The organism is Sporosarcina sp. Y1011 (genome assembly GCF_057669885.1).
Genome location: NZ_JBYHFP010000002.1, coordinates 145,686 through 168,346, shown reverse-complemented (window position 1 = coordinate 168,346; position 22,661 = coordinate 145,686). Strand labels below are relative to the sequence as shown.

The 22,661-nt window shown below is 43.2% G+C and carries 14 protein-coding genes; 13 read left to right on the top strand and 1 reads right to left on the bottom strand.

Going from position 1 to position 22,661, the window contains the following annotated elements; all coding sequences use genetic code 11:
- Positions 1–517 precede the first annotated feature (517 nt).
- From AC25Y5_RS02985 to AC25Y5_RS02960, 6 genes are all read left to right on the top strand, one after another.
- Positions 518–973, top strand: coding sequence for a transcriptional regulator (locus AC25Y5_RS02985; protein ID WP_482101096.1), 456 nt, complete (start codon positions 518–520; stop codon positions 971–973).
- Between the two features lie 420 nt (positions 974–1,393).
- Positions 1,394–2,089: a hypothetical protein gene (locus AC25Y5_RS02980; protein WP_488139045.1), complete on the top strand. Its 696-nt coding sequence runs from the start codon at positions 1,394–1,396 to the stop codon at positions 2,087–2,089.
- The gene (locus tag AC25Y5_RS02975; protein ID WP_488139044.1) at positions 2,082–3,380 is read left to right on the top strand and encodes a permuted SH3 domain-containing protein; all 1,299 of its coding nucleotides are present in this window, start codon (positions 2,082–2,084) and stop codon (positions 3,378–3,380) included. The genes AC25Y5_RS02980 and AC25Y5_RS02975 overlap by 8 nt, the downstream gene beginning before the upstream one ends.
- Positions 3,381–3,546: 166 nt before the next feature.
- Positions 3,547–4,017 (top strand): general stress protein, encoded by a 471-nt coding sequence (locus tag AC25Y5_RS02970; protein WP_488139043.1) that lies wholly within the window; start codon positions 3,547–3,549, stop codon positions 4,015–4,017.
- Between the two features lie 1,121 nt (positions 4,018–5,138).
- Complete coding sequence (locus tag AC25Y5_RS02965; RefSeq protein WP_488139042.1) at positions 5,139–9,014, top strand: S8 family serine peptidase; 3,876 nt, start codon at positions 5,139–5,141, stop codon at positions 9,012–9,014.
- 294 nt (positions 9,015–9,308) lie between these two features.
- Complete coding sequence (locus AC25Y5_RS02960) at positions 9,309–9,926, top strand: 3'-5' exonuclease (RefSeq protein WP_488139041.1); 618 nt, start codon at positions 9,309–9,311, stop codon at positions 9,924–9,926.
- 50 nt (positions 9,927–9,976) lie between these two features.
- Here AC25Y5_RS02960 and AC25Y5_RS02955 read toward each other — a convergent pair whose 3' ends face one another.
- Positions 9,977–10,396 (bottom strand): hypothetical protein, encoded by a 420-nt coding sequence (locus AC25Y5_RS02955; protein ID WP_488139040.1) that lies wholly within the window; start codon positions 10,394–10,396, stop codon positions 9,977–9,979.
- 161 nt (positions 10,397–10,557) lie between these two features.
- Here AC25Y5_RS02955 and AC25Y5_RS02950 point away from each other — a divergent pair, with 161 nt between their 5' ends.
- The 7 genes from AC25Y5_RS02950 (at position 10,558) to AC25Y5_RS02920 (ending at position 22,483) form a co-directional block, all read left to right on the top strand.
- The gene (locus AC25Y5_RS02950) at positions 10,558–11,472 is read left to right on the top strand and encodes a DMT family transporter (protein ID WP_488139039.1); all 915 of its coding nucleotides are present in this window, start codon (positions 10,558–10,560) and stop codon (positions 11,470–11,472) included.
- Between the two features lie 165 nt (positions 11,473–11,637).
- Positions 11,638–12,834, top strand: a complete 1,197-nt coding sequence (locus tag AC25Y5_RS02945; protein ID WP_488139038.1) for an aminotransferase class I/II-fold pyridoxal phosphate-dependent enzyme — start codon at positions 11,638–11,640, stop codon at positions 12,832–12,834.
- A gap of 118 nt (positions 12,835–12,952) precedes the next feature.
- On the top strand, positions 12,953–15,163 hold the full coding sequence (locus tag AC25Y5_RS02940; protein ID WP_488139037.1) for a 5'-nucleotidase C-terminal domain-containing protein: 2,211 nt from the start codon (positions 12,953–12,955) through the stop codon (positions 15,161–15,163).
- 233 nt (positions 15,164–15,396) lie between these two features.
- Complete coding sequence (locus tag AC25Y5_RS02935) at positions 15,397–16,914, top strand: N-acetylmuramoyl-L-alanine amidase (protein WP_488139036.1); 1,518 nt, start codon at positions 15,397–15,399, stop codon at positions 16,912–16,914.
- Between the two features lie 84 nt (positions 16,915–16,998).
- Complete coding sequence (locus AC25Y5_RS02930; protein WP_488139035.1) at positions 16,999–18,906, top strand: S8 family peptidase; 1,908 nt, start codon at positions 16,999–17,001, stop codon at positions 18,904–18,906.
- Positions 18,907–19,098: 192 nt separating this feature from the next.
- Entirely contained in the window at positions 19,099–20,154 is a 1,056-nt protein-coding gene (locus AC25Y5_RS02925; protein WP_488139034.1) for a C40 family peptidase, read from the top strand.
- Between the two features lie 202 nt (positions 20,155–20,356).
- On the top strand, positions 20,357–22,483 hold the full coding sequence (locus tag AC25Y5_RS02920) for an S-layer homology domain-containing protein (protein WP_488139033.1): 2,127 nt from the start codon (positions 20,357–20,359) through the stop codon (positions 22,481–22,483).
- Positions 22,484–22,661 lie beyond the last annotated feature (178 nt).

The following is a 22,661-nucleotide window of genomic DNA, read 5'->3' as shown; positions in this document are numbered from 1 at the left end:
GTTTTGTTTTCCTGTTCAGCGGTTGTCCAAACGCCTGCTGAACGAGGAGGAATGAATTTCAATTCCTCCCTGATAAGCCTCCGGCGGATGTCACAGATTTAGAAAGGAGTTAATTCATTGAAGGCAACCTAAGATCGCCGCGTCCTGCGGCAACAAGGAAGGATGCAGTTCAATCCTTCCCCCCTGTAGGCCTCAAGCTCGATTCAAAATCTGGACGCAATTACGCCGAGGCGTAATTGATTAGCCTTCAAATCGTATTGCTCGGTTTCGCAAAGGATCCGGTCATTTCAGTCAACAAGGGAGAATTGAATAGATGCTCGCTAGGACAAACTTGTTTGTATTTGCTCAAGCCCCAAACAGCCAAAGGAATTAAAAGTATTAACAAGTAACAGCATATCTACAAGCGGAATATAATAGATTAATGTATAGATGAAAGGTTAACAAAACATTCACAAAACAAACGCAGATGTGGTAGACTGATAATAAGTAGAATATTCAATAAAAGGGAGGGAGAAAGATGCTATCAGTACAAAGGATGACACCCTTTTTCACAAGCCAAGAAGATTACCGTCTCCGTCTCGTATTTGCCTACCAGTATTTCTCCATCATAAAAGGAGGAGACGTATTTCAATTCATTCCATCGGAAGGAAAAGAAATCGTTGTCAATATGAGAAGTTTGCAAGTTGAAAATCTAGGAGAAGTATTTGTTTTTCAACGTGGGAATCGCTTTATACGCTTGCCACTCTACCAGTTGCTTCTTATTTCGGATCTTCACATGCATCTAACAGTAATCCTAGAAGGGAAGATGGGGATCGAATCACAAGAAAAAATGCCGGAAGTGATATCACTTGAAGCTGCAGCGATAATAGAACATTTAGAGGCGGAAAACAGAACGCGTATGATTGATTATGCGCTCGAAACAGATGACATACAATTATTCGATGAACTGACGGAAGGACTGCAGCAAAATTGAAAAATGAAACTTGAAACACACCTGTCGTTGGACGTTAACGGTAGGTGTTTTTTTGTCTTCAATTCCAAGTGTTATCTTCTCTCTTGCCCTATAACAATAACAAACCTGTCAAACCGAATGAAAAGGGATAATCTCCTTCAGAAACAACAATTCGACCATTGTCGATTTCCCGGGAAATAAGAGAAACAACATTTCCCATAATTTTTTTTACTGTGCTCTTTTATAGAAGGATAGACAAAAAGTTCGTTTCTTAAACAGTGAAAGAGGGGTTTCCGTCACTTGCAATTCCCTAAACTAGTAAACTGGACATAATTTTAAGCCCTCAAACATTGCAAATCTCTCAATTTTTGCTAAAGTAAGCATAGGAGTATTCGTGACTTCAACAAATTCAGCCATAGTTAGCAGAAGGGGATTACCGCAATGTTTTTTGATTTTAAGTTTTGGCAATTCTTGACGAATCCGTATAAATTGGCGGACCAACTTCAAAATTCGAAGATGCGCGGTTTTAAAAGGCGTTTCTTATTCGTATTCTTTATCGGATTCCTCTTATTCGCACTACGTGATATATGGGGCATGAATACGGAGTCTATTACCTCGCTCCTTTCGACGATGACTACAACCGATTATACAATTGCAAGATATGTTTCACTGCTCGGTGCAATAATATGGGCACTTATCTATATGGGATTTCATTTCTTCGGGTTTGCATACATACTAAGTCGATTAACTGCGATTCCATTTAAAAAATTAATGCCGTTGCAATTGCTTGTAACAGGTATTCTATTGCTCGAGAAAGCGGTTATTTTCTTTGTGTTCACAATGAAAGGGGCGGCAACAAGCGTGTCTTTTCTCTCTTTCGGACCGCTTGCAGCAACTTTTCTTAATAACTGGTACATCATTCTATTCCTCAATCAATTGACAGTGACGACCGCGATTATTATCGCACTTCAATATCAATTCATCCGTTCATATACGGGTGGTATTGAACGTAAAGGGTTTTTCTGGGTTCTGATAGGAATACACGTAGCAATGGCACTCATTGTAGCAGCTGTTGGATTTATCCCGCTGGAAGACTTATTCCATTCCCTCATAGAAAGGGGTGTCGGCAATGAGTAAAGTAAAGAATATTGCTGTAACCGTTGCAATCAGCTCGTTTTTGGCAGCAAACTTCTATCTGCTCTTTTCTGATAAAAGCGTCATCACCAAATCAGTCTATGTTGATCAATTTGAACGAATGACAAGCAGTGATTACCAGGAGAAACTACCAAAAGAAGGATTTGTTGCGCCAGTTGAAACGTATACGGTCTACATTGACGGAGAAGATACAGTCGATTCATGGCTCGTAAAAGAAGGTGACCCTGTCACGGTCGGGGATGAAATCGCGATTTTGCTAACAGAGCGTGCAGAAGGTCAACGTGCTGTCTGGGAAGCAGAACGTGATGCGCTTCTACAGCAGTACTATTCGGTACAAAGCATGATTTCCACTTTGGAATCCGAACGCCAAGATGCACAATCCGATAGTTCATCGAACGTCAATCGACAAGACAATGTCTCAGAAGGTGCAGAAGAAACCAAGCTTGAAGTCGGTTTGAACGTGGATGTCAATGTCGATGTGAAACAGGATGGATCTTTTGCGCAGGCAATTGCAGCGGCTGAACAGGACTTGGCAGAAATCGAACGTCAACAAACGGTTATCGAAGCACAGCTGGCCCAAAATCCGGACAGGCCCGCATTGATTAGCCCTGTGGACGGTGTCGTTTCCAAAGTGACCCGTATCGGTTCCACGCTTGCTGTCGATATTTTTAGTTCACAAAAGGCGATTGTCACCTATACGAAAAACGAAGAATGGCTAAAAATAAAAAACGGTGACCCAGTAATCATTCAAGGAGCGGGCTTCGAAAATGCTGTGGAAGGAACTGTGCTATCCGTTTCACAAGCACCTGCTATGGACAATGAATGGCTAAATGCATATAAGGCACTTGACGATACACAGGTTACGAATCCGCTAAGCTATTATGAAGTTCGTATTTTAACGGACGAGGCAGTAGAATCTGTTCCGTACGGATCCAACATCAACGCAGTTGTTATCGTCAATGAAGCCACGGATGCCATCTCTGTAAAAGAAAAATGGCTAAATGACTTGTATAAAGAAAGTGCGTCTGTCTGGATGATTAACAAAGAAGGACGTGCCGAAAAAAGAGATGTAAAAACCCCGTTTGCATGGGAAACACGTGCGGTTGTGACGGAAGGTCTAACACTTGGTGAGGTAGTACTCGAGGAACCATCGCTGGTGGAGTATGTATACGAACCAAAAGTGTTTCTACCGATACCTACCGACTTGCCTTCAAAGAAAGAATGGAGAGCATTCGGATGGAGAAATTACGTGAAATATATACTAATTCGATGAAGTACGAACCTCGCAATTTGCGGGGTTTTTTCTTTGTTTAAAACACATAGATTCACAAACTGTAATCTGTTTGTAACAGTTTACATGTTTCAGATGTGAGTGAAGGGGTATTTTCTAGACTAGCAAGCCAATTAGCTTTTCACAAAATTCTAGGAGGCGTTATGAAATGGTTACAAGACATGTAGTGGGACATTATCATACTGAGGCTGAAGCAATTGCAGCAATTGAAGATTTGAAGAGACAGGGTTATGGATCAGATGAGATATCGGTCATGAGTAAACATTCAGAAGACGTTGAAGCCATTGCAGATGAAACAGGTACACATGCAGCTGACGGTGCAGCAACAGGAGCGGCAACCGGTGGAATTCTTGGCGGCCTCGGTGGTGTTCTTGCTGGAATCGGTGCACTCGCCATTCCAGGAATCGGTCCAATCATTGCAGCCGGACCAATTGTAGCTGGTATCACTGGTGCAGCTGCTGGAGCGGGAGTCGGGGGACTTGCCGGCGCACTTATTGGTATGGGTATCCCTGAAGAAGAAGCGACACGTTACAACGATTATTTCAATGAAGGCAAAATACTTGTGTTAGTTGACGGCGATTATACCCGTCCGGACGATCCATATCGCCCACTTGTCTAACTAGGAATATCAAATGCTTTTAAAAAATAGATGCGATGTGTCGTCAATTAATGACGATACATCGCATTTTTTCTATTTTATCCTGGTATTTTCCTTATAGAGCGAGGTGTGATACGGAGTGTGGATTATAGGCTTGGCGCTTTGGGGATGCCTCTGGCCGTGAGCGAGGGCACTGAAAAAGTCCGATTTCCTTCAATCCCGTTGATTTCCGTTCCGAGCGGACGCTTTCCGCGGGCACGGCTTCAGCCAATCGAACAGCGAAGGGTTCGATTTGCCGTATTTCTGCGTTCTTTGCAGAAATTAAGGCATCCTTCCCTCGTGCTCCCAACGCTAGCGCTGGAGTCGCCGCTCTCCACTACAATCAACTAGTTCTTACTATAGTATAGAACTTTTTCAGTGGTCCCCCATGAGCCTGGATTAACGCTTTGCATCCAGTCTCATGGCTTCAGCTACCCCTTGACGCGCCTGCGCTGGAGTTTTCCATTATTGAAAGTGATTTTGAGATGTAGGGACTGAGATTATAATGTGATTACTATTTGATACTAATTTCATTGAAGAAATACGCACTACAGGCCACAGGACTTATCCCTGATAACGAAATGTGCTTTCCTACATAGAGACCATCCAGCGAAAGCGCGACTTCGTGGTAGCCGGAGCGATAAGACTGAAAGTGCTCTCCTTTCCGGCTTATCGCGAGAGGCATCCACAAAGCGCAAAGCGGTATTAGCGAGATCTCTGATTCATTCCATATATCAACTCTGTTGTTAAATGCATTCTCTCGGTTTATGGAACTACCGGTTGCAAATCTCATCCCCGACAACGAAACGTGCCTTCATACATAGACCATCCAGCGCAGGGCGACTTCGTGGTAGCCGAAGCGATAAGACTGAAAGCGCCCTCCTTTCCGGCTTATCGCGAGAGGCATCCTCGAAGCGCTATTAGCGGAATCTCTAACTCCATCCTGCGCAAAAGAAATATCAGCACAACCTCTAATTCATCCTATAAAGTCCCTTTGAACGATTTATCACAAAGTGTATTTTGTATCATTACCACACTAGTAAACTTATGGTAAATTACAAGTGTCACACTATTTTGACAATATAACAAAGGGGGACTCAAATTTGAAGAAGACCACGTTCACAAAGCGGTTCAGTGCTTTCCTGGCTATCGCAATGGTTCTATCATTACTGACACCATTTTCAGCGTCAGCAAATGCAGAAACAGCAAACGCGCTGCCATTTAAGCCGGAAAAAGCTAATGAAAGCGTCTTGCAGCAAAAAGCCGCCATCGCTGAACAACTAAACTTACTACAAGGCGGTTCCAAGCTGCACAAAGACCTGCAAGGATTAACAGGAAGTGAGCAGATAGCCATTATTGTTCACCTATCCGAAAAACCCGTAGCCCTCGAACAGGGGATCAAAGAGCTACAAGGGGAAAAACTTTCAGCAACAGAAGCAACCGCGATAAAGTCAAAAGTGAAAAAGCAACAAGCAAACGTAAAAAAAGAAGCCCAAATTAAAAACATTAAAATCAACGAGAAATTCGTGTATGATACGGTCCTAAACGGTTTCTCTGCAACAGTAAAAGCCGAAGACCTCGAAAAAATGCTCGACCTTACCGGCGTTACGCTAATTGAGCCGGATACGGAAGTACATGCACTCGAAGAAACAGTCACACCTGTATCCGGAGCAGTAGATGCAGCAATGGATACAAGCATTTCATTCCTCGGAATCGAAAAACTATGGGATGAAGGCATCGAAGGGCAAGGCATTAAAGTCGCGGTGCTCGACACAGGCATCGACAAACACCACCCAGACTTCGCTGGAATTTATAAAGGTGGCAAGAACTTTATTCCAAACTCTTCCACGTATACGAAAACGCGAGCAGCAGACGATGCATCAGAAACACTACCATCTGAACGTCCTGCAGCAACGCCTGAATTCAATGCAAATGGAAGCGCTTTCTATACGTCTCACGGTACGCACGTGGCGGGTACAATTGCTGCAATCGGAGACAATCCATACAATGTTAAAGGGATTGCACCGAAAGTAGATTTATATGCATACCGCGTTCTTGGTGCGTATGGTAGCGGATCCACATCTGGTATCGTTGCCGCCATTGAAGAAGCAGTGATCCAAGAGATGGATATAATCAATCTATCATTAGGTGGCGGAGTAAACTCTGAAACAGATTCAGGCTCATTTGCCATCAATAACGCAATGATGGCCGGAACAATTTCAGTAATTGCAACAGGAAACTCTGGCCCGAACCGCGGAACAATGGGAACCCCTGCAACAGCGCGACTTGGAATTGCAGTCGGTAATACAACAAATCCTGAAGCGCATTTCGACAGCAATGTAACAGTAACTGTTGGGGACTACAAACTATCAAAAACAATGAACCTTATGGGAACGACATTCGGAGTAGATCTAGCATCGCAATTAGCAGATGAATACGAAGTTGTAGCAATAACCGGAATGGGTACAAAAGCCAATTATGCTGGCTTAGATGTAAAAGGAAAAGTAGCACTTGTCTCACGTGGAGAAATTGCCTTTGTGGACAAAATTGACGCAGCAAAAGGAGCAGGTGCAATTGCAGTCCTGATTCATAACTTTACAGGCGGTTCAAATGCGCCACAGGCTTCAGGTACATTCCTAGGCGATGCATTTGAATTCATCCCAACGTATGACTTGTCCCAAACAGACGGCGAAGCAATTCGCGCTGCGCTTACGAATGGACAAGGCACAGTAACATTCTCAGGTTTCAATAAAACCATGACAATCGGTGACGAGGTAAACACATCCAGTTCACGTGGACCGTCAACGCCGAACTTTGATATTAAACCGGACGTTAGTGCGCCTGGAACAAATATCATGTCAACAATTCCAATGTACAAAGAAGATAATCCAGCAGCAACTTATGACCAAGCATTCTCACGTAAAACAGGTACGTCGATGGCAACACCGCATATCGCGGGTATCGCAGCACTTGTTAAACAAGCGAATCCTTCTTGGAACGCGTTTGACGTGAAAGTTGCTTTATCCAACACAGCAAAAGTCTTGGACACAGCTAAGTATGACGTCATGGCGCAAGGCGCGGGGCGTGTAGACGCTTATGCAGCGGCACATCCATCTGCACTTGCTTATGCAATCGATACAGCGGTACTCGACAATAGCAATGAAGTGGTCGAAAACAAAAAAGGGACAGTGACATTCGGTCCTCAAGCCATTAAAGAAGGCAACATTTCCGTGACAAAACAGATTCTTGTGAAAGACGTGAAAGGCAGCGGTGGAACGTACAATGTAGCAGTAGATGTTACAAAATCCTTCGCAGATGCACAAGTAACAGTCGACAAATCTTCATTCACATTGAATAACGAGCAATTACTGACAGTTACATTGACAGCTTCTCAACAAGCAAATACAGTAACAGGTTCTGAATTGCTTGGTTATATCAAAATCACAGGCGGAGACACAGAAATGTCATTGCCATTCGCAGCGGACTTCAGCGGAGTAGCTGCCGTACAATTCAAAGACTTTGAAATTACGGAAACGGACTTGTCATTTGACGGGGACGGCGTGCAAGATGAGGCTATGCTTTACTTCACTGTAACGGGCAATCTTGCAACGAACTTCCTAGAAATTTGGGATATCATGAATCCAGATGGCGGCGTATACGGTGACGGTTACATCGGTTATCTTCATGCGGCGGCATCACTACCAGCAGGTTCATACCAGTTAGGTGTCAAAGGACAGTATAGACCTTGGACTTCGGGGACAACACTTACAACCATTCCCGATGGATTATACACTTTTGATTTCACAGGAGAAACGGTTTCAGGTACACCACCTGAAGTCGGCGGTTACGTCGGACCAGTTGTCGTAAAAACAACGAAACCAGAAATTGCAGGTTCGGTAATAAACGGACAAGCAACTGGGCAAGTGACAGACAAATACCTGGACTACAACGCGGAACTCGCAAAATATGGTCTAAACTATGATATTAATTCAAAACTGAAAGCATCTTACGTCTTAACGCAAAATGGCGTGGCAGGTGAGCCTGTAGAATTCAAACTGGCAGCAGACGGCGCGTATTCATTCCCTGTACCCGCATTTAACGCGACAACAGATTCACTTAAAGTAGTGATTAATGATGCAGCAGGAAATAGCGGCGAACAACTGCTTGTCGGCGTCCCAACAGACGTAGTCACAGTAACTGTCAACAAAGAAAACCTAGCACTAGAAATCGGTGCTACGGAACAGGTTACAGTGACTGAAACAACAACAAAACCGGACGGCACGAAAGAAGACAAAGACGTCACACAAGATGCAACATTCACCTCTGCTGATCAAACCGTAGCGGCCGTAGAAAATGGCATCGTTACAGCAATCGGCGCAGGCAAAACAGACATCACAGTCATCTACAAAGAATTTACTGCAACAGTCGTTGTTGAGGTAGCGGCATTAACGGAAGTGCCAAAACATGTCGTAACAATTGATGAAATCGCGGGTCAAGTAAATGATAAAAAGGCAAAAGAAATCCAAATCATAGTTTCGCCGTCCGAACAGGAATCCACAATCGAATTCAGTGCTGCAATCTGGCAAACGATTGAAAAATCCCGTAAAGACTTGCTCATTACAAAAGGCGAAGCTTCATACAAATTCTCGAAAAAAGCAATCGAAAAACTCGGAAAAGAAGCTGGCGGTGACGTGACAATCACACTCAACACAGCTGACGCGTCATCAATCACAGATGCGGTTTCCGAAAACTTCACACTTGGTCTAGAAGGCGGTAGCGGAGAGAATCGATTCGCATTGAATAATTTCAATGAAAAAATCGAAATCAACCTTCCAATCGACGTAACCAAAGTGAAAAAGACAAGCAAAGTGGCTGTCCTCGACCTTCATTCGAATGAAAGATATAAAGCAAAATACAAATACAATACACTCGAATTCGAAACAAAAGGTGCAGGCAGCTTCGTAGTGGTCAATGATTAACTATATAAGACACCTTCTAAAGAGTTGCACATAAATCTTTGCTTCGTATGCTTTCCATTTAAGTAGCTGCAGTTGCTTGGAGCGCTGGAACAGAAAGCAACAGCCCGTATCATCGGTTAAATTCATCTTATACAATAACTTTTTAAGAAAGCGAGATTCCAATTCATCGTATCGGAATCTTGCTTTTTTATTTCCGTTAAATTAATGAGTAATCATTGAAAAGAAGGGTATTAAGTAGTATAAGTAGAATTACTATTAATCAGAAAAGGAAACTACTGAAAAGGATGTGCCTATATGGTTGACTGGAATACAAAAGCATTCGAATTACTCGAAAAAAAGCCGAAACAACAAAACTGGGGAGCTAGAAGAGCGGCAAAGGATAAGAAGTATATAACATCATCAGCCTCCGTAAATAATTACATCGTACTCGACTTTGAAACGACAGGATTAAGAGCAGGTGCGGACAAAATCATTCAAATCGGCGCCATAAAATACATTGATCATGAAATGAAAGACATGCTCAATACATTCATTAATCCATACCGCCACATACCACTAGCGGTGACACGCCTTACAGGCATTTCAAATGAATCGGTTCAATGGGCGCCAAGTATAGAACAAACAATTGACGAACTGCTCGAATTCATCGGAGACCTTCCGATTATCGCCCACAATGCCTCATTCGATATGGGCTTCCTGTATGCACTAGACAGCATAGAAGGCATCACAATCCCGACGTTTACCGTCATCGATACAGTCAAACTAGCCCGGAAGAAAATCACACAAACACAAAACCATAAGCTCACAACATTGACCGAGTTTTTGCAGCTCGAACACGATGCGCATGACGCAATCGGCGACTGTCTCGCCACCGCCGCAATCTACCAATACTGCACGCAAAGTCATTTATAATAATCCCCCGCATAATCTGCTAAATCAGCAAGAACGGTTAGCAGATTTTGCTATGTTGAAAATAAGCTTATAGAAATCGCCCACAACCGCCCAAACACGCCGGGCAACCGCCCAAACTCCGCCCGCAACCGCTCATATATTCCATCGGACCGCCCGAACCGCGCCCACAACCGCTCAAATATTCCATCCAACCGCTCGAACTCCGCCCGCGCCCGCTCATATATTCCATCGAACCGCCCAAACCCCGCCCGCGCCCGCCCACATATTCCATCGAACCGCCCAAACCCCGCCCGTAACCGCTCAAATATTCCATCGAACCGCCCAAACCCCGCCCGCGCCCGCTCAAATATTCCATCCGACCGCCCAAACCGCGCCCACAACCGCTCAAATATTCCATCGAACCGCCCAAACTCCGCCCACAACCGCTCATATATTCCATCGAACCGCTCAAACCCCACCCACAATCCCACCAAACCCCACCAATCCCTCCAAACAAACTCCCCCAAATTACACCAAAAACCCAAAAACTCAGCTATACTAAAACAAACAGCTTCATACACAACAAATACAAACAAAAAAAACCAAAATCACAAAGGTGTCCGTCACCAAACAAAGAAAGAAGGCCACGATCATGTGGAAAATATATGCACTCCTGACCACTGCAATGCTAATCTGGGGATTCAACCTACCGCTCCTCAAATATCTGCTGTTATACGTCGGGCCCGTCACCATGACGACATTCCGACTCTTGCTAGCGGGAATATCCGTCTTCATCATCCTGGGCGCATTCAAACTGCTACGACTGCCAACCAAAAAAGAATGGAAATATATCATCGGGGGCGCAATGCTCAACGTCGTCCTCCATCACTACTTCCTAAACATGGGCCTTGTCCGTACATCTGGCACAAACGCCGGACTCATACTCGGCTTAGGCCCCGTCCTAACAGCAATCTTTGTTTCGCTCATCTTGCGTATCTCACCGTCTAAAGTTCAATGGCTCGGCTTCATCGTTGGCCTGGGCGGCGTCAGCTCAGTCGTCCTCGCAGGTGGGGGACTCGCCAGTCTTGCACTTGGTGATGTATTCATTTTCGTCTCCATCGCTACACAAGTCTTGTCATTCCTAGTCATCTCCAAAGCGGCCAAAACACTCGATCCGCGTATCATGACCGCCTATATGATGGTCATCGGCAGCGTCGTTTTACTCATCATTAGCCTGATTCAAGAACCCGGAGAAATCAAAGCATTCGCCACCGTTCCGCCAATGTTCTGGCTCGGCTTCGCGACAAGTGCTGTCATTGGTACAGCCGTCGGACACATGCTCTACAATTACTCTGTCGGAAAAGTCGGTCCGTCGAAAGCCGCCATCTTCATTAACTTCAACACCCTATTTTCATTACTCGGCTCAGCACTCTTCCTCGGCGAAGTCATCACCTATCGCCATCTGTTCGGGTTCGTCCTAATCGTCGCCGGCGTCATTTTAGGATCCGGCGCCGGCGAAGAACTATGGAAGAAACGGCGCAAAAAATCCGAAGAAAATATCCAGTAAACGTCCGCACAAAAAACAATCCGCCGTCCAACACACTGGGCGGCTTTTTCATCCAATCAACCCCGAAATGTTTCCCTCAAATCCTGCATATACTATATACACCAATCAAAAATAGACGGCCACCCGAACAACCCACGCCGTCACCAAAAAGGGGGAACCAACCGAATGGCACTCACCATCAACCCGCGCGTCCAGCAAATTGAACTATCCGGCATCCGAAAAATCTCAAACCAACTCATAAACTACCCTGATGCCATTAACCTGACCATCGGACAACCCGATTTCCCAACACCCGAACCCGTCAAAAAAGCCGCCAAGCAAGCCATTATGGATGATAAAACCGGCTACTCACATAACGCAGGCATGCTAGAGCTCCGACAAGCAGTATCCAATTTCTTCACCCAGAAATACGGGTTCACCTACAACCCGCAAACGGAAATCATCATCACATCCGGTGCAAGCCAAGCGATGGACACTGTATTTAAGACCATTCTCGAAAAAAACGACGAGGTCATCGTACCCGCACCCATCTACACCGGCTACGAACCGCTCATCACACTCGCCGGCGCAGTTCCGGTCTTTCTCGACACCACAACAACCGGCTTTATCCCGGATCCCAAAGAACTCGAAAAACGCATCACTAAACAAACAAAAGCAATCATCCTCAATTATCCATCCAATCCAACAGGCGTCACGATTCGACGCAAGACAATGGACGAACTTGCCGCCGTACTCGCCAAACACGAAATCTTTATCATTTCCGATGAAATCTATAGTGAAAACATATTTGAAGGAGAACACCGCTCATTCGCCCAGTACCCCGAGCTAAAAAACAAATTATTCCTCATCCATGGCCTATCGAAATCGCATTCCATGACAGGCTGGCGCATCGGCTTCCTACTCGCAGCGAAAGAGTGGATGCAGCAAGCCGTCAAAGTACATGCCTACACCATTCTTTGCGCAAGTGTTCCATCCCAGTACGCAGCCATCACCGCACTGACAGACTGCCAAAATACACCCGCTGCTATGAACCCGGAATATATTCGCAGACGTGATTACATCTACAACCGACTCACCACTATGGGACTGCCAACCGTCAAACCGAATGGTGCTTTTTACGCCTTTCCTTCCATTAAAGAGTTCAACCTAACTTCCGAACAATTCGCCCACACACTGCTCGACGAAGCCCGAATCGCCGTCGTCCCGGGTACAGCTTTCACATCCTACGGCGAAGGCCACATCCGGATTTCCTACGCATACGCCTTTGACCAACTCGAAATCGCCATGGACCGCCTAGAAAATTGGGTAACTAACTGGCGCAACAACGAACGCCATATTGTCCCAGATCCACCACTTATGTAAGAGTTCCTATTCAACTGTTGAAATTTACAATTACTTCATAGTCTAATTTAGATAAATCTGGTAAAGTAGAATAAACAGATAATAATACTACCAAACTACTTTATCAGGGGGCCGACACATGTTGAAAAAAATGTATTTATCAACCGCTGCGGCTGCAGCGGCAATGGCAGTAATGAGTGTACCAGTAGCGTCTGCTGACGAAATCACATTCACCGACGTATCCGAAAAGTACGAAAGGGCAGTAGCATTCCTTTTCTCGAATGGAATTACGGAAGGGTCTAATGAAACGAAGTTCGGCACGGAAACAACCATCAAACGTATCGATGCAGCTGTTCTAATTGCAAGAACTATCGGGTACGATGAGTCCAAAAAGTATAAGAACGCAGGTTTTACAGATGTTCCCAAACGAGCGGAACAGGCTGTCAATTTATTGGTGGAACTTGGAGTTGTTGATGGGAAAACAAAGACGAAGTTTGGCTCTGATGACAAATTGACACGAAACGAGGCTGCAAAACTGCTTGCAAGTGCTGGCCTGCTGGATGTTGACAGTTCTGTTGCGAAAACGAAATTTACTGATGTCAATAAACGATTTGCCCCATTCGTTTCGGCACTAATAGAAGGGGGAATCACACAAGGTAAGTCTGAAGCGAAGTTTGGTGCCGAAGATCCATTGAAACGTGGTGAACTTGCACTATTCATCGACCGTGCGAAAGCGCATTTCGGCTTCATGGATCTAATGGTTATGCATATGAACGATTCACATGCCTACCTTGATAACTTCCCTTACGTTGCTACGGCAGTGGAAGAAACCCGTGAAAAAAATAAAAACAACGTTCTTCTCCATGCAGGTGACGTGTTCTCCGGAGACTTGTACTTTAATACATTCAAAGGACAAGCGGACGTTGAACTCATGAACTACCTGGGCTTTGATGCAATGACATTCGGAAATCATGAGTTTGACCTCGGTTCTTCTGGAGAAGGCCATCAAGCACTTGCGGATTTTGTGAAAGCAGCGGAATTCCCTTTACTGACAGCTAATGTCGATTTCTCCGAAGATAAGTTATTTGAAGGATTACAAACAAAATCTGTCTCAAAAGAGTATGAAGATGGTCAAATTTATAACGGTGTGATTAAGGATGTCAACGGCGAAAAGGTTGGCGTGTTTGGTCTGACTACAGAGGAGACGCCTTTCATTTCTAGTGTTGGGTCTGTTGCATTTAGCAATTACATTGAAGAAGCAAAAGCCGCTGTTAAAGCGTTTGAAGATCAAGGTGTCAAAAAAATCATTGCGCTTACACATATCGGATTTGATGATGCAACTGTATTTGACAATGACAAAGAGCTTGCGAAGTTAGTAGAAGGAATCGATATTATAGTTGGGGGACATACTCACTCAAGCATTGCAGAACCATATGTCTCGACTGAATTTGATGCACCGACCGTCATCGTACAAGCAAATGAGTACGCGAAATATCTTGGAACGTTAGACGTAACATTTAACCAATTTGGAGAAATTACATTATATCAAGGTGAACTTCTAAGCACGGATGCGAGTGAAGGAGCTAGGGATAAAACTCAATATGAGGCGGATCCGAAAGCTATGGAAATTTTAAAGCCGTTTGCTGATAAAATCGAAGAAATCAAAAAAGAGTCAATCGGTGTGGAAGCACTTGTGAAACTTGATGCAAGTCGTGATAATGACAGTTCTGGCACGGCGAGCATCAGACATAGTGAAATGAACCTTGGAAATCTAATTGCAGATGGCATGCTTTATTCGGCAAAAACGCTTGTTGATGAAAATGCGGTTATCGCTCTTCAAAACGGCGGAGGAATTCGTACCTCGATTGAAGCAGGGGCTATTACGACCGGAGATGTATTGAAAGTATTGCCATTCGGTAACGGATTAGCGACTGTCAAACTTACAGGTACAGAAATTATTGAAGTACTTGAGCATTCGGTTGCAGCTGATTTAAGAGGGGATGGAGGCCTTAAAGAGAATGGGGCTTTCCTCCAAGTAGCAGGAATGAAATTTACTTATGACAGCTCCAAGGAAGTCGGCAAACGCGTTCAGCAAGTTTCCGTCAAAAATGGTACTGACTTCGAATCACTAAATAATGAAAAGGAATATATAGTTGCAACAAACATCTTCACAGCTAAAGGGGGAGACGGCTTCGCTACGTTCAAAAAAGCATACGAAGAGGGCCGTGTATCAGAACCTGGATTCTTAGACTACAAAAACCTAATTGAATACATGACGACATTTGAAAATGGGGTAGAACCTAAAGTTGAAGGTCGTATTATCAATGTTAATGCAACAGAAATAGAATAAGGAAAACCTAAACTGTCCGATTAGCTAGTATAGCTATCGGATGGTTTTTTCTATGAATTTGATAATTATTACAACAAGCTGAGAGTTTAATAGATGGTGAATGGCTTGTATAGGAGCGATTCTGCATGGCTTATTTACTAAACTAGTAATATATAGGTAGATAGTTATATAGAAGAATATTACTATTTAATGTATTCTATGGAGAGTAATGAGTATTAAAAGGAGGAAATTGAGTGAAAAAGTGGTTACTCATCATATGCGTCGCATTGATGGCAGTTGTTCTTACTCCAATAAATCACGGGAAAGCCAGTGCAATAAACTTCACTGATGTCGGTTCGACACATCGTGCACAGGCTGAAATATATTATTTAGTTCAAGGTGGTATTACAAGCGGGGTCACACCCACCCAATTCTCCCCAAATCGGGAAGTAACACGCGGGGAAGCAGCAATCATGTTGGGACGATCGCTTGGTCTTAATGGGGAAAGAGTTAACACAAAATTCCCAGATGTAACATTAAACAGTTCCGCTTCAGGATACATACAAAGACTTGCGAATCTTAATATTATTTCAGGCTATCCAAACGGGAATTTTAATCCTGACAACACCCTAAGTAGGGGAGAAATGGCTGTCCTAATCAGTCGTGCATTTGAATATAACGCGAATTCAGTAAGCGTAGCGACATCTACACTACTTAACAAAGGCATTGCGGAAGGTTTAGCTGACGGTTCATTTGGTGAATCTTTAACGATTAAACGCGCAGATTTTGCCGTATTCTTGACAAGGAGCATCAATGAGGATTTCCGTACAACACAAAAAGAAACATTCAATGTAGACATGTTCGTGAATACGAAAAACGCTACCACGTTAAACGTTAGGTCAGGCCCGAATACATCTTATCCTTCAATCAGTAACGTGAGTACAGGAAAGAATATAAAGTATGCTTATTCAGTTGGGGATTGGGCTTTCGTACAGTTCGACGGTAAAAAAGGATTTGTCCACACCGCATATATTCAAATTGACAAACCATCGACGGTTATACCAACACCAACGCCAACACCAACACCAACACCAACACCAGCACCAACACCAACATTACCGGGCGGTAAAGCATTGAAAGACCTTGTCGTCATTATTGATCCTGGTCATGGTGGAAGAGATCCAGGTGCTGTAGGAATTGGTTATTTAGAAAAGAATATGGTATTAAATATATCGAAAAAAATGAAAACATATTTTGATAAGACCCCTATTCAGGCTAAATTGACGCGTACAACCGATAAGTTTGTAGAATTATCAGGCCGTACTAATTTTGCAAAGGCGAATAAGGGAGATATATTCATATCTGTTCACACAAACGCTTTCAATGGTAGCGCAAATGGACAAGAAACGTTTTATTATGCCAAAACAGCTGCAAATAATCCGCATGTAAAAGAATCACGGGCACTTGCTAAATACATTCAAAATCGGATGTTGGAGGCATATAATCTTAGAAACCGCGGTGTGAATCCTAATAACTCTAAAGGAAATTTCGCGGTACTTCGTGAAAATACAATGCCGGCCGCACTAGCGGAAATCGGATTCATCGATAGCCCGAAGGATATTCAACAAATGAATACAGAGGCAGGTCGTGAAAAGATGGCTAAAGCACTTTTCCTGGCCACGCTAGACTATTACTTATACTATGAAAATAGGCAAGACATCATACCATTATATAATACGGTCAATGCTAAACCGAGCGGTAAACTTCATTAATCAGTCCCCCTACTTAGTCCACGACTAGCTGGGGGAGTTTTTTTATATCCGTAATACCATTACATATGAAAATGAGGGATTATATTGAAAAGTATCATCACCGCGGCATTTCTAATACTATTAACCGTATTACCTATCTCTGCGTATGCAGAAGAGCAATCAAATTATTTATTGTATTCTTCTGATGGGGATGTTGAAATTATTAAAAAGGCGTTCCCTGATTTCATAAGAGCATTCGAATTACTGCCGATGGTGGAAGTTGCATTAAGTGATAAAGAACTTAAGGAAATAAAAAACAATGATACCAATCTGCAAGTTTTCCCAGTAAATAACTATGAAGTAGCTGAAATAAAGGAGACCATACCGGCACAATTTGGACTGATTAATACGCTTCCCGAAAACACCTCGCCTTACACGGGAAAAGGTGTCAAAGTAGCGGTGCTAGATAGCGGGATTGATGTCAGTCATAATGATTTGGAAGTGACAGGTGGAATTTGCGCATTGCCAATAGAGGCGTGTGCAGAGGGAATCCCCTATTCAGATGATTTAGGGCATGGCACACATGTAGCGGGAATCATCGCGGCAAAAAATAATGGAATTGGAACAATCGGGATTGCACCTGATGTAGAGCTATATTCCATAAAAATAATTGATAAAAAAAATAGGGGGAAAACTTCGGATATTATTGCCGGTGTAGAATGGGCGATTAAGAATAACATCGATATACTTAATATGAGTATAACGACAGATAAGGATGATCCCGCATTAAGACTGATGATTGAAAAAGCCTACCAATCAGGGATGATTTTAGTAGCTTCTGCGGGAAATGAGGAATTTGGAGATTTAATAGATTCTGTCCAGTTCCCTGCTAAATACGCTCATGTTATTGCTGTTTCGGCTATCATGCAAAACAAATCCCGTCTTACTCAATCTTCAATCGGCGCGGAAGTAGAAATGGCTGCACCAGGCGACAAGATTAGAAGTACTTACCCAATTTCACTAGATAATGACGGAATCCGTGATGGTTATATGGAGTTATCTGGCACGTCAATGGCATCTCCGCATGTCGTAGGAGTCATTGCGCTTCTAAAAGAACGATTACCGGAAATTTCGAATACGAAGATGAGAGCTATTTTGGCAAACACAGCAGAAGATCTTGGTGTGAAAGGGCGCGATAAGGAATTTGGATACGGTCTTGTGCGTTATCCGATGTCAATTGAAGAAATTCCAATCGCATCCCATTATAGTGAACGTGGTAAAATCGTCGTGGAACTGTCAAATGCAGATCGAACCACGAACCGAAAACTTCAGGCGGGGGACGTTGATATAAAAGAACTCGAGCCGGGAGTGTGGGAATTATATCGGTTCAAGGGCAATCATAAGCTAACGCTGTCTTACCAAGGTGTAAAAGGAAAAGAAATGACTGAGCAGGTCAATGTAAATGTAGACACTGCCCAATACAAAGATATAAACCAAAATAAATGGTATATCGGACACATAGCATATTTGGCGTATAACGAAGGGATAAGCGGCTATTTAGATAACACATTTAGGCCTGACGCTCGCATCACACGTGCAGAAGCTGTAGTTCTGCTAGGTAGGACGCTTGGACATAACGGTGAGAAACGAAAATCTGTTTTCACGGATGTAAATCCGAATAGCTTTGCTTCAGGTTATATCCAATCTGCGGTTGAAGAAAATCTTGTTGCTGGTTTCACAGATGGTACCTTCCGTCCTGATGATGCCGTCACAAGGGCAGAAATGGCATTATTACTTCAACAAGCATTCCAGTTTCCTATTGATAAATCACGGCCTTCTCAATTTACAGATATGACTCCGAATGTAACAAGTTATGAAGCTATTCGTGCATTAGCACAAACGGGTATTATAGAAGGTTACCCGGATGGCACCTTTAGACCTCAAGAACCGATGACCAGAGCAACATTTAGTGTGTTTCTCGCTGGTGCAAAAAGGCCCGATCTTTTCAATTGAATGACAAAGAGGCTCAACCATTACCTAAAAGGTGATAGTTGAGCCTTTTTGTCGATAAACTTCTGTTACTTGATTGTAATGGAACTGTAATCTAATAAAGGTCTATAATCTGATACTATAAGTCTATGAGAAAGTATAAGAGCAAACAAACTAATAGATAAATAGACAAAAAAATTAACGCGGGGTGTAAATTTGAGAAGAAAGTTCATACTTGTCGTCCTTACGGCTTTACTACTAACAATCGCACCAATCACACAAATGCAGGAAGTGAGTGCAGCAACACCAAATGAAGTTGTCACTCAAGCTAAAAAGCTTCTGGGCATCAAATATGTCTATGGCGGAACGACAACATCAGGCTTTGATTGTTCCGGGTTCACAAGTTATGTCTATAAAGAATTAGGCATCAACTTGAATCGGACAGCCGCCGCACAATACAGTCAAGGGACTGCGGTTAGCAAAAGTAATTTACAACCGGGCGATCTTGTTTTCTTCGCAGGCACTGGTGGAAAAGGTAGAATATCACATGTAGGAATATACGTTGGCAATCAGAATATGATTTCAGCAACATCAAGCGCTGGAATTAAGATTGATAATATCGACACGAATCCTTACTGGAATCCAAGATATGCAGGCGCAAAACGTCTTGACTCTGTGACTAATACGCCAGTTAAATCGGCAGCACCAACACCAGCTCCAGAATTAGCGCCAGTCACGGATGGCAACTTTGCTGACGTTCAGGTCGCCCATGCAGCTTATGATGCGATAAAAGAACTTAATGTAGAAGGAATCATCAGTGGGTTCCCAAATCAGGAATTCCGTCCCGAAGCACAAGTAAGTAGGGGACAAGCTGCCGCAATGGTAAATCGTGTTTTGGAACTAAAACCAAAAAGTAACGTTATTTTCTCGGATGTAGGAACAACACACTCATTTGCAAAAGACATTGCAGCGATGAATGAGGCAGGAATACTGGCGGGATACTCGAATGGTAAATTCGGTGTGAATGACCCGTTATCGAAAGCACAACTAGCGATAATATTAGAGCGCGCATTCAACATTTCAGATTCCGTTGAAGGTCAAGTGAAAAGCGCGTCAATTTATACAGATGTACCGGCTTCGTACTGGGCATATGAATCGATTGTTGCATTGAAGCTATTGGATAAGACGACGATTTTCCAAACAGCAAACTTCTCAACCGATGCCAACACAACACGTGCAGAATTCTCCGCAGCACTCTATAGCGTTAAATAAGAAATAGTAAAGTTGTAAAGATAGCTATAAATAGAAGGGAGTCGCTCGTTACAATAAACGATCGGCTCCTTTTCTCTATTTACTTCTCATACACCAAAGGGGTAAACTGATAGATAAGTATAGTAATAGTGATACGATAATAATAGATTTGGTCTAAAGCTAGAAAGTCAGAGAAAAACTACAATTATACAGGAGGAAAGAAATGACTAGAATTAGTAGTAAATTAATTGCAACCTTGTTAGTAATATTTACCCTTTCAGTTGGTCTTTCAAACATTTCTGCAAATGCGGATGAATTGACGGGACGCTCTCTCGAACTAGAAATGCGGGAAATGATTGAAAAAGGATACTTGAGCGGTTATGAAGACGGAACGTTTCGACCGACGGAAAACGTAACACGCGCGCAGTTTGCGGCAATCATCGCCAGAGCGCTTGAACTACCAGAAGCAAATGGGAGTTTCAAAGATGTTCCGCCTACATCGAAATTAGCCTCCGCAATCCATAAAGTGAGCGGCGCGGGACTCATGGTAGGCTCCAGTGATAATACATTCAAGCCAAATGATCTCATCACTCGTGAACAAGTAGCACTCACAATGAAGAACGTATTGGATTATAGTCAAATGGCTACAGTAGAAAAACGAATCGAGTTCACTGACAGAAAAGATTTCGTCTCATCCGGCGGATTCCGCGCCGTACTTTATAGCATCAATTACAATATCATTAGTGGATTCCCAAACAACGCAAAGGATCCTAAGACAACTTATCGTTTCGAACCAAAGTCCAACGCGACACGCGAACAGGCAGCAGCATTCATTTCACGCTTTTTAAAAGCGAAGGAGTCCTATGGCGGCCCGGTTACACCGCCTGTTACACCGCCCGTTACGCCACCTGTTACACCACCCGTAACACCGCCTGTAACTCCACCGGTGGTGTCCAACTTGTACACGTTAGCCACGATAGAGAATGGCAAACTAGTAAAAGCGACAAAAACATATAAAGAATATTCGGATGCTGCTACTGATTTCAATAATACGGCTAAATACCAAGCAATGTATCGAGGCAATGAACTAGTACGTGTTAAAACAGGAATGGCTTTCGGTGATAACAAAACAGCGAGCGGAGCGAAAGAGAATACAGTTATCTATTCTGACACTGCATTAAAAAAACAAGTAACATATATAGAACAAGGTAGAGAAATGCGTTATCTTGGTTCGACCGACAACTTTGTGAAAGTCCAAGTTGGTGCTACTGAAGGTTACGTGAAACACTCTCAAGTGGACCTGATTCCACTTGCGTTAGTGACAAAACGAGACAATTATTCTGTAAGTCAATATGGAACGCTGATCCATAATATATATAATTACATGAGTAAATCATCAGGTTGGTATGCAATCGGACCGGCACCTGACTTTTTGAAGCAAGGCGTAGTCTACTATAGTCCGGACGGTGTCCATTTTATGAATGAAAAAGGACAAGGAGTAGGTACGTATTTCCCATATTTCCAGTTCTTATCCGCACGTACTGCAACGAATTATACAGCTGAAGAGTTAAATAAATACATTATGGAGAAATTGACAGAGAGAGAAATTGCATATCCTGTCAATTACGCTAAAGCTAGTGAAAAGTCCAAACTAATTGGAATGGGAACTTACTTCAAGGCGATTGAAAAAGAAAAAAGTATTAATGCTTTGATGATTTTGTCACTTGCGATTCATGAAAGTGATTACGGCATGAGCAAAACTGCTCAACAATGCAACAATCTCTTCGGTCTTTATAAATATGATTCATTGACTAAACTATGCCCGGATCAAGGGACGTTTAAATCGCCTGAATTAAGTGCAGTAGCCTTGGCAGATGCGTTCTTAAATCCAAACTATATTAATCCCGCTAGCGGCTTAGGCCGAAACCTAGGAGCTGCATTTGGTAATAAAACGACGGGCTTCAATGTCAATTATGCATCGGACCCGACATGGGGTGCGAAAGCAGGAGCTCATATGTATGAACATGATAAAGCAATGGGCGGGAAAGACCTCCATGAATACAGTCAATTCGCAATTACCAAATTTGACATACCGACCCGAGTTAGAACATCACCTGATGCTTCATCATCAGCTAACGTTTTGTTTGAATACAAAGCAAGAAATGTAGGTGTGTACAAAGGTTACGCTCCAGGAGTCGGCTATCCATTAGGCTATCCATTGGTCATAGTCGAAACGCTTAAAGGAGCAGACAACTATACTTGGTACAAAGTCCTTTCGGATCTACAATCCGCTGAATACGGCTATGTGCGTGAAGACGTAGTGAACGTAATCAGCTATCCAAAGAAATAACAGCAAACAATAAAAACCCCAGTCAATCAGAATTTAACTGATTGACTGGGGTTTTTCTTTTACGGTAGAAACTACCTAAAGCAATAAAGTAGAACATAGGTCAAGTGTGGAAAACCGTACAACCAGTGCAATGTACTTTTGATACAAATCATTGAAGCCTCCAAGTATCCTCCTAGCA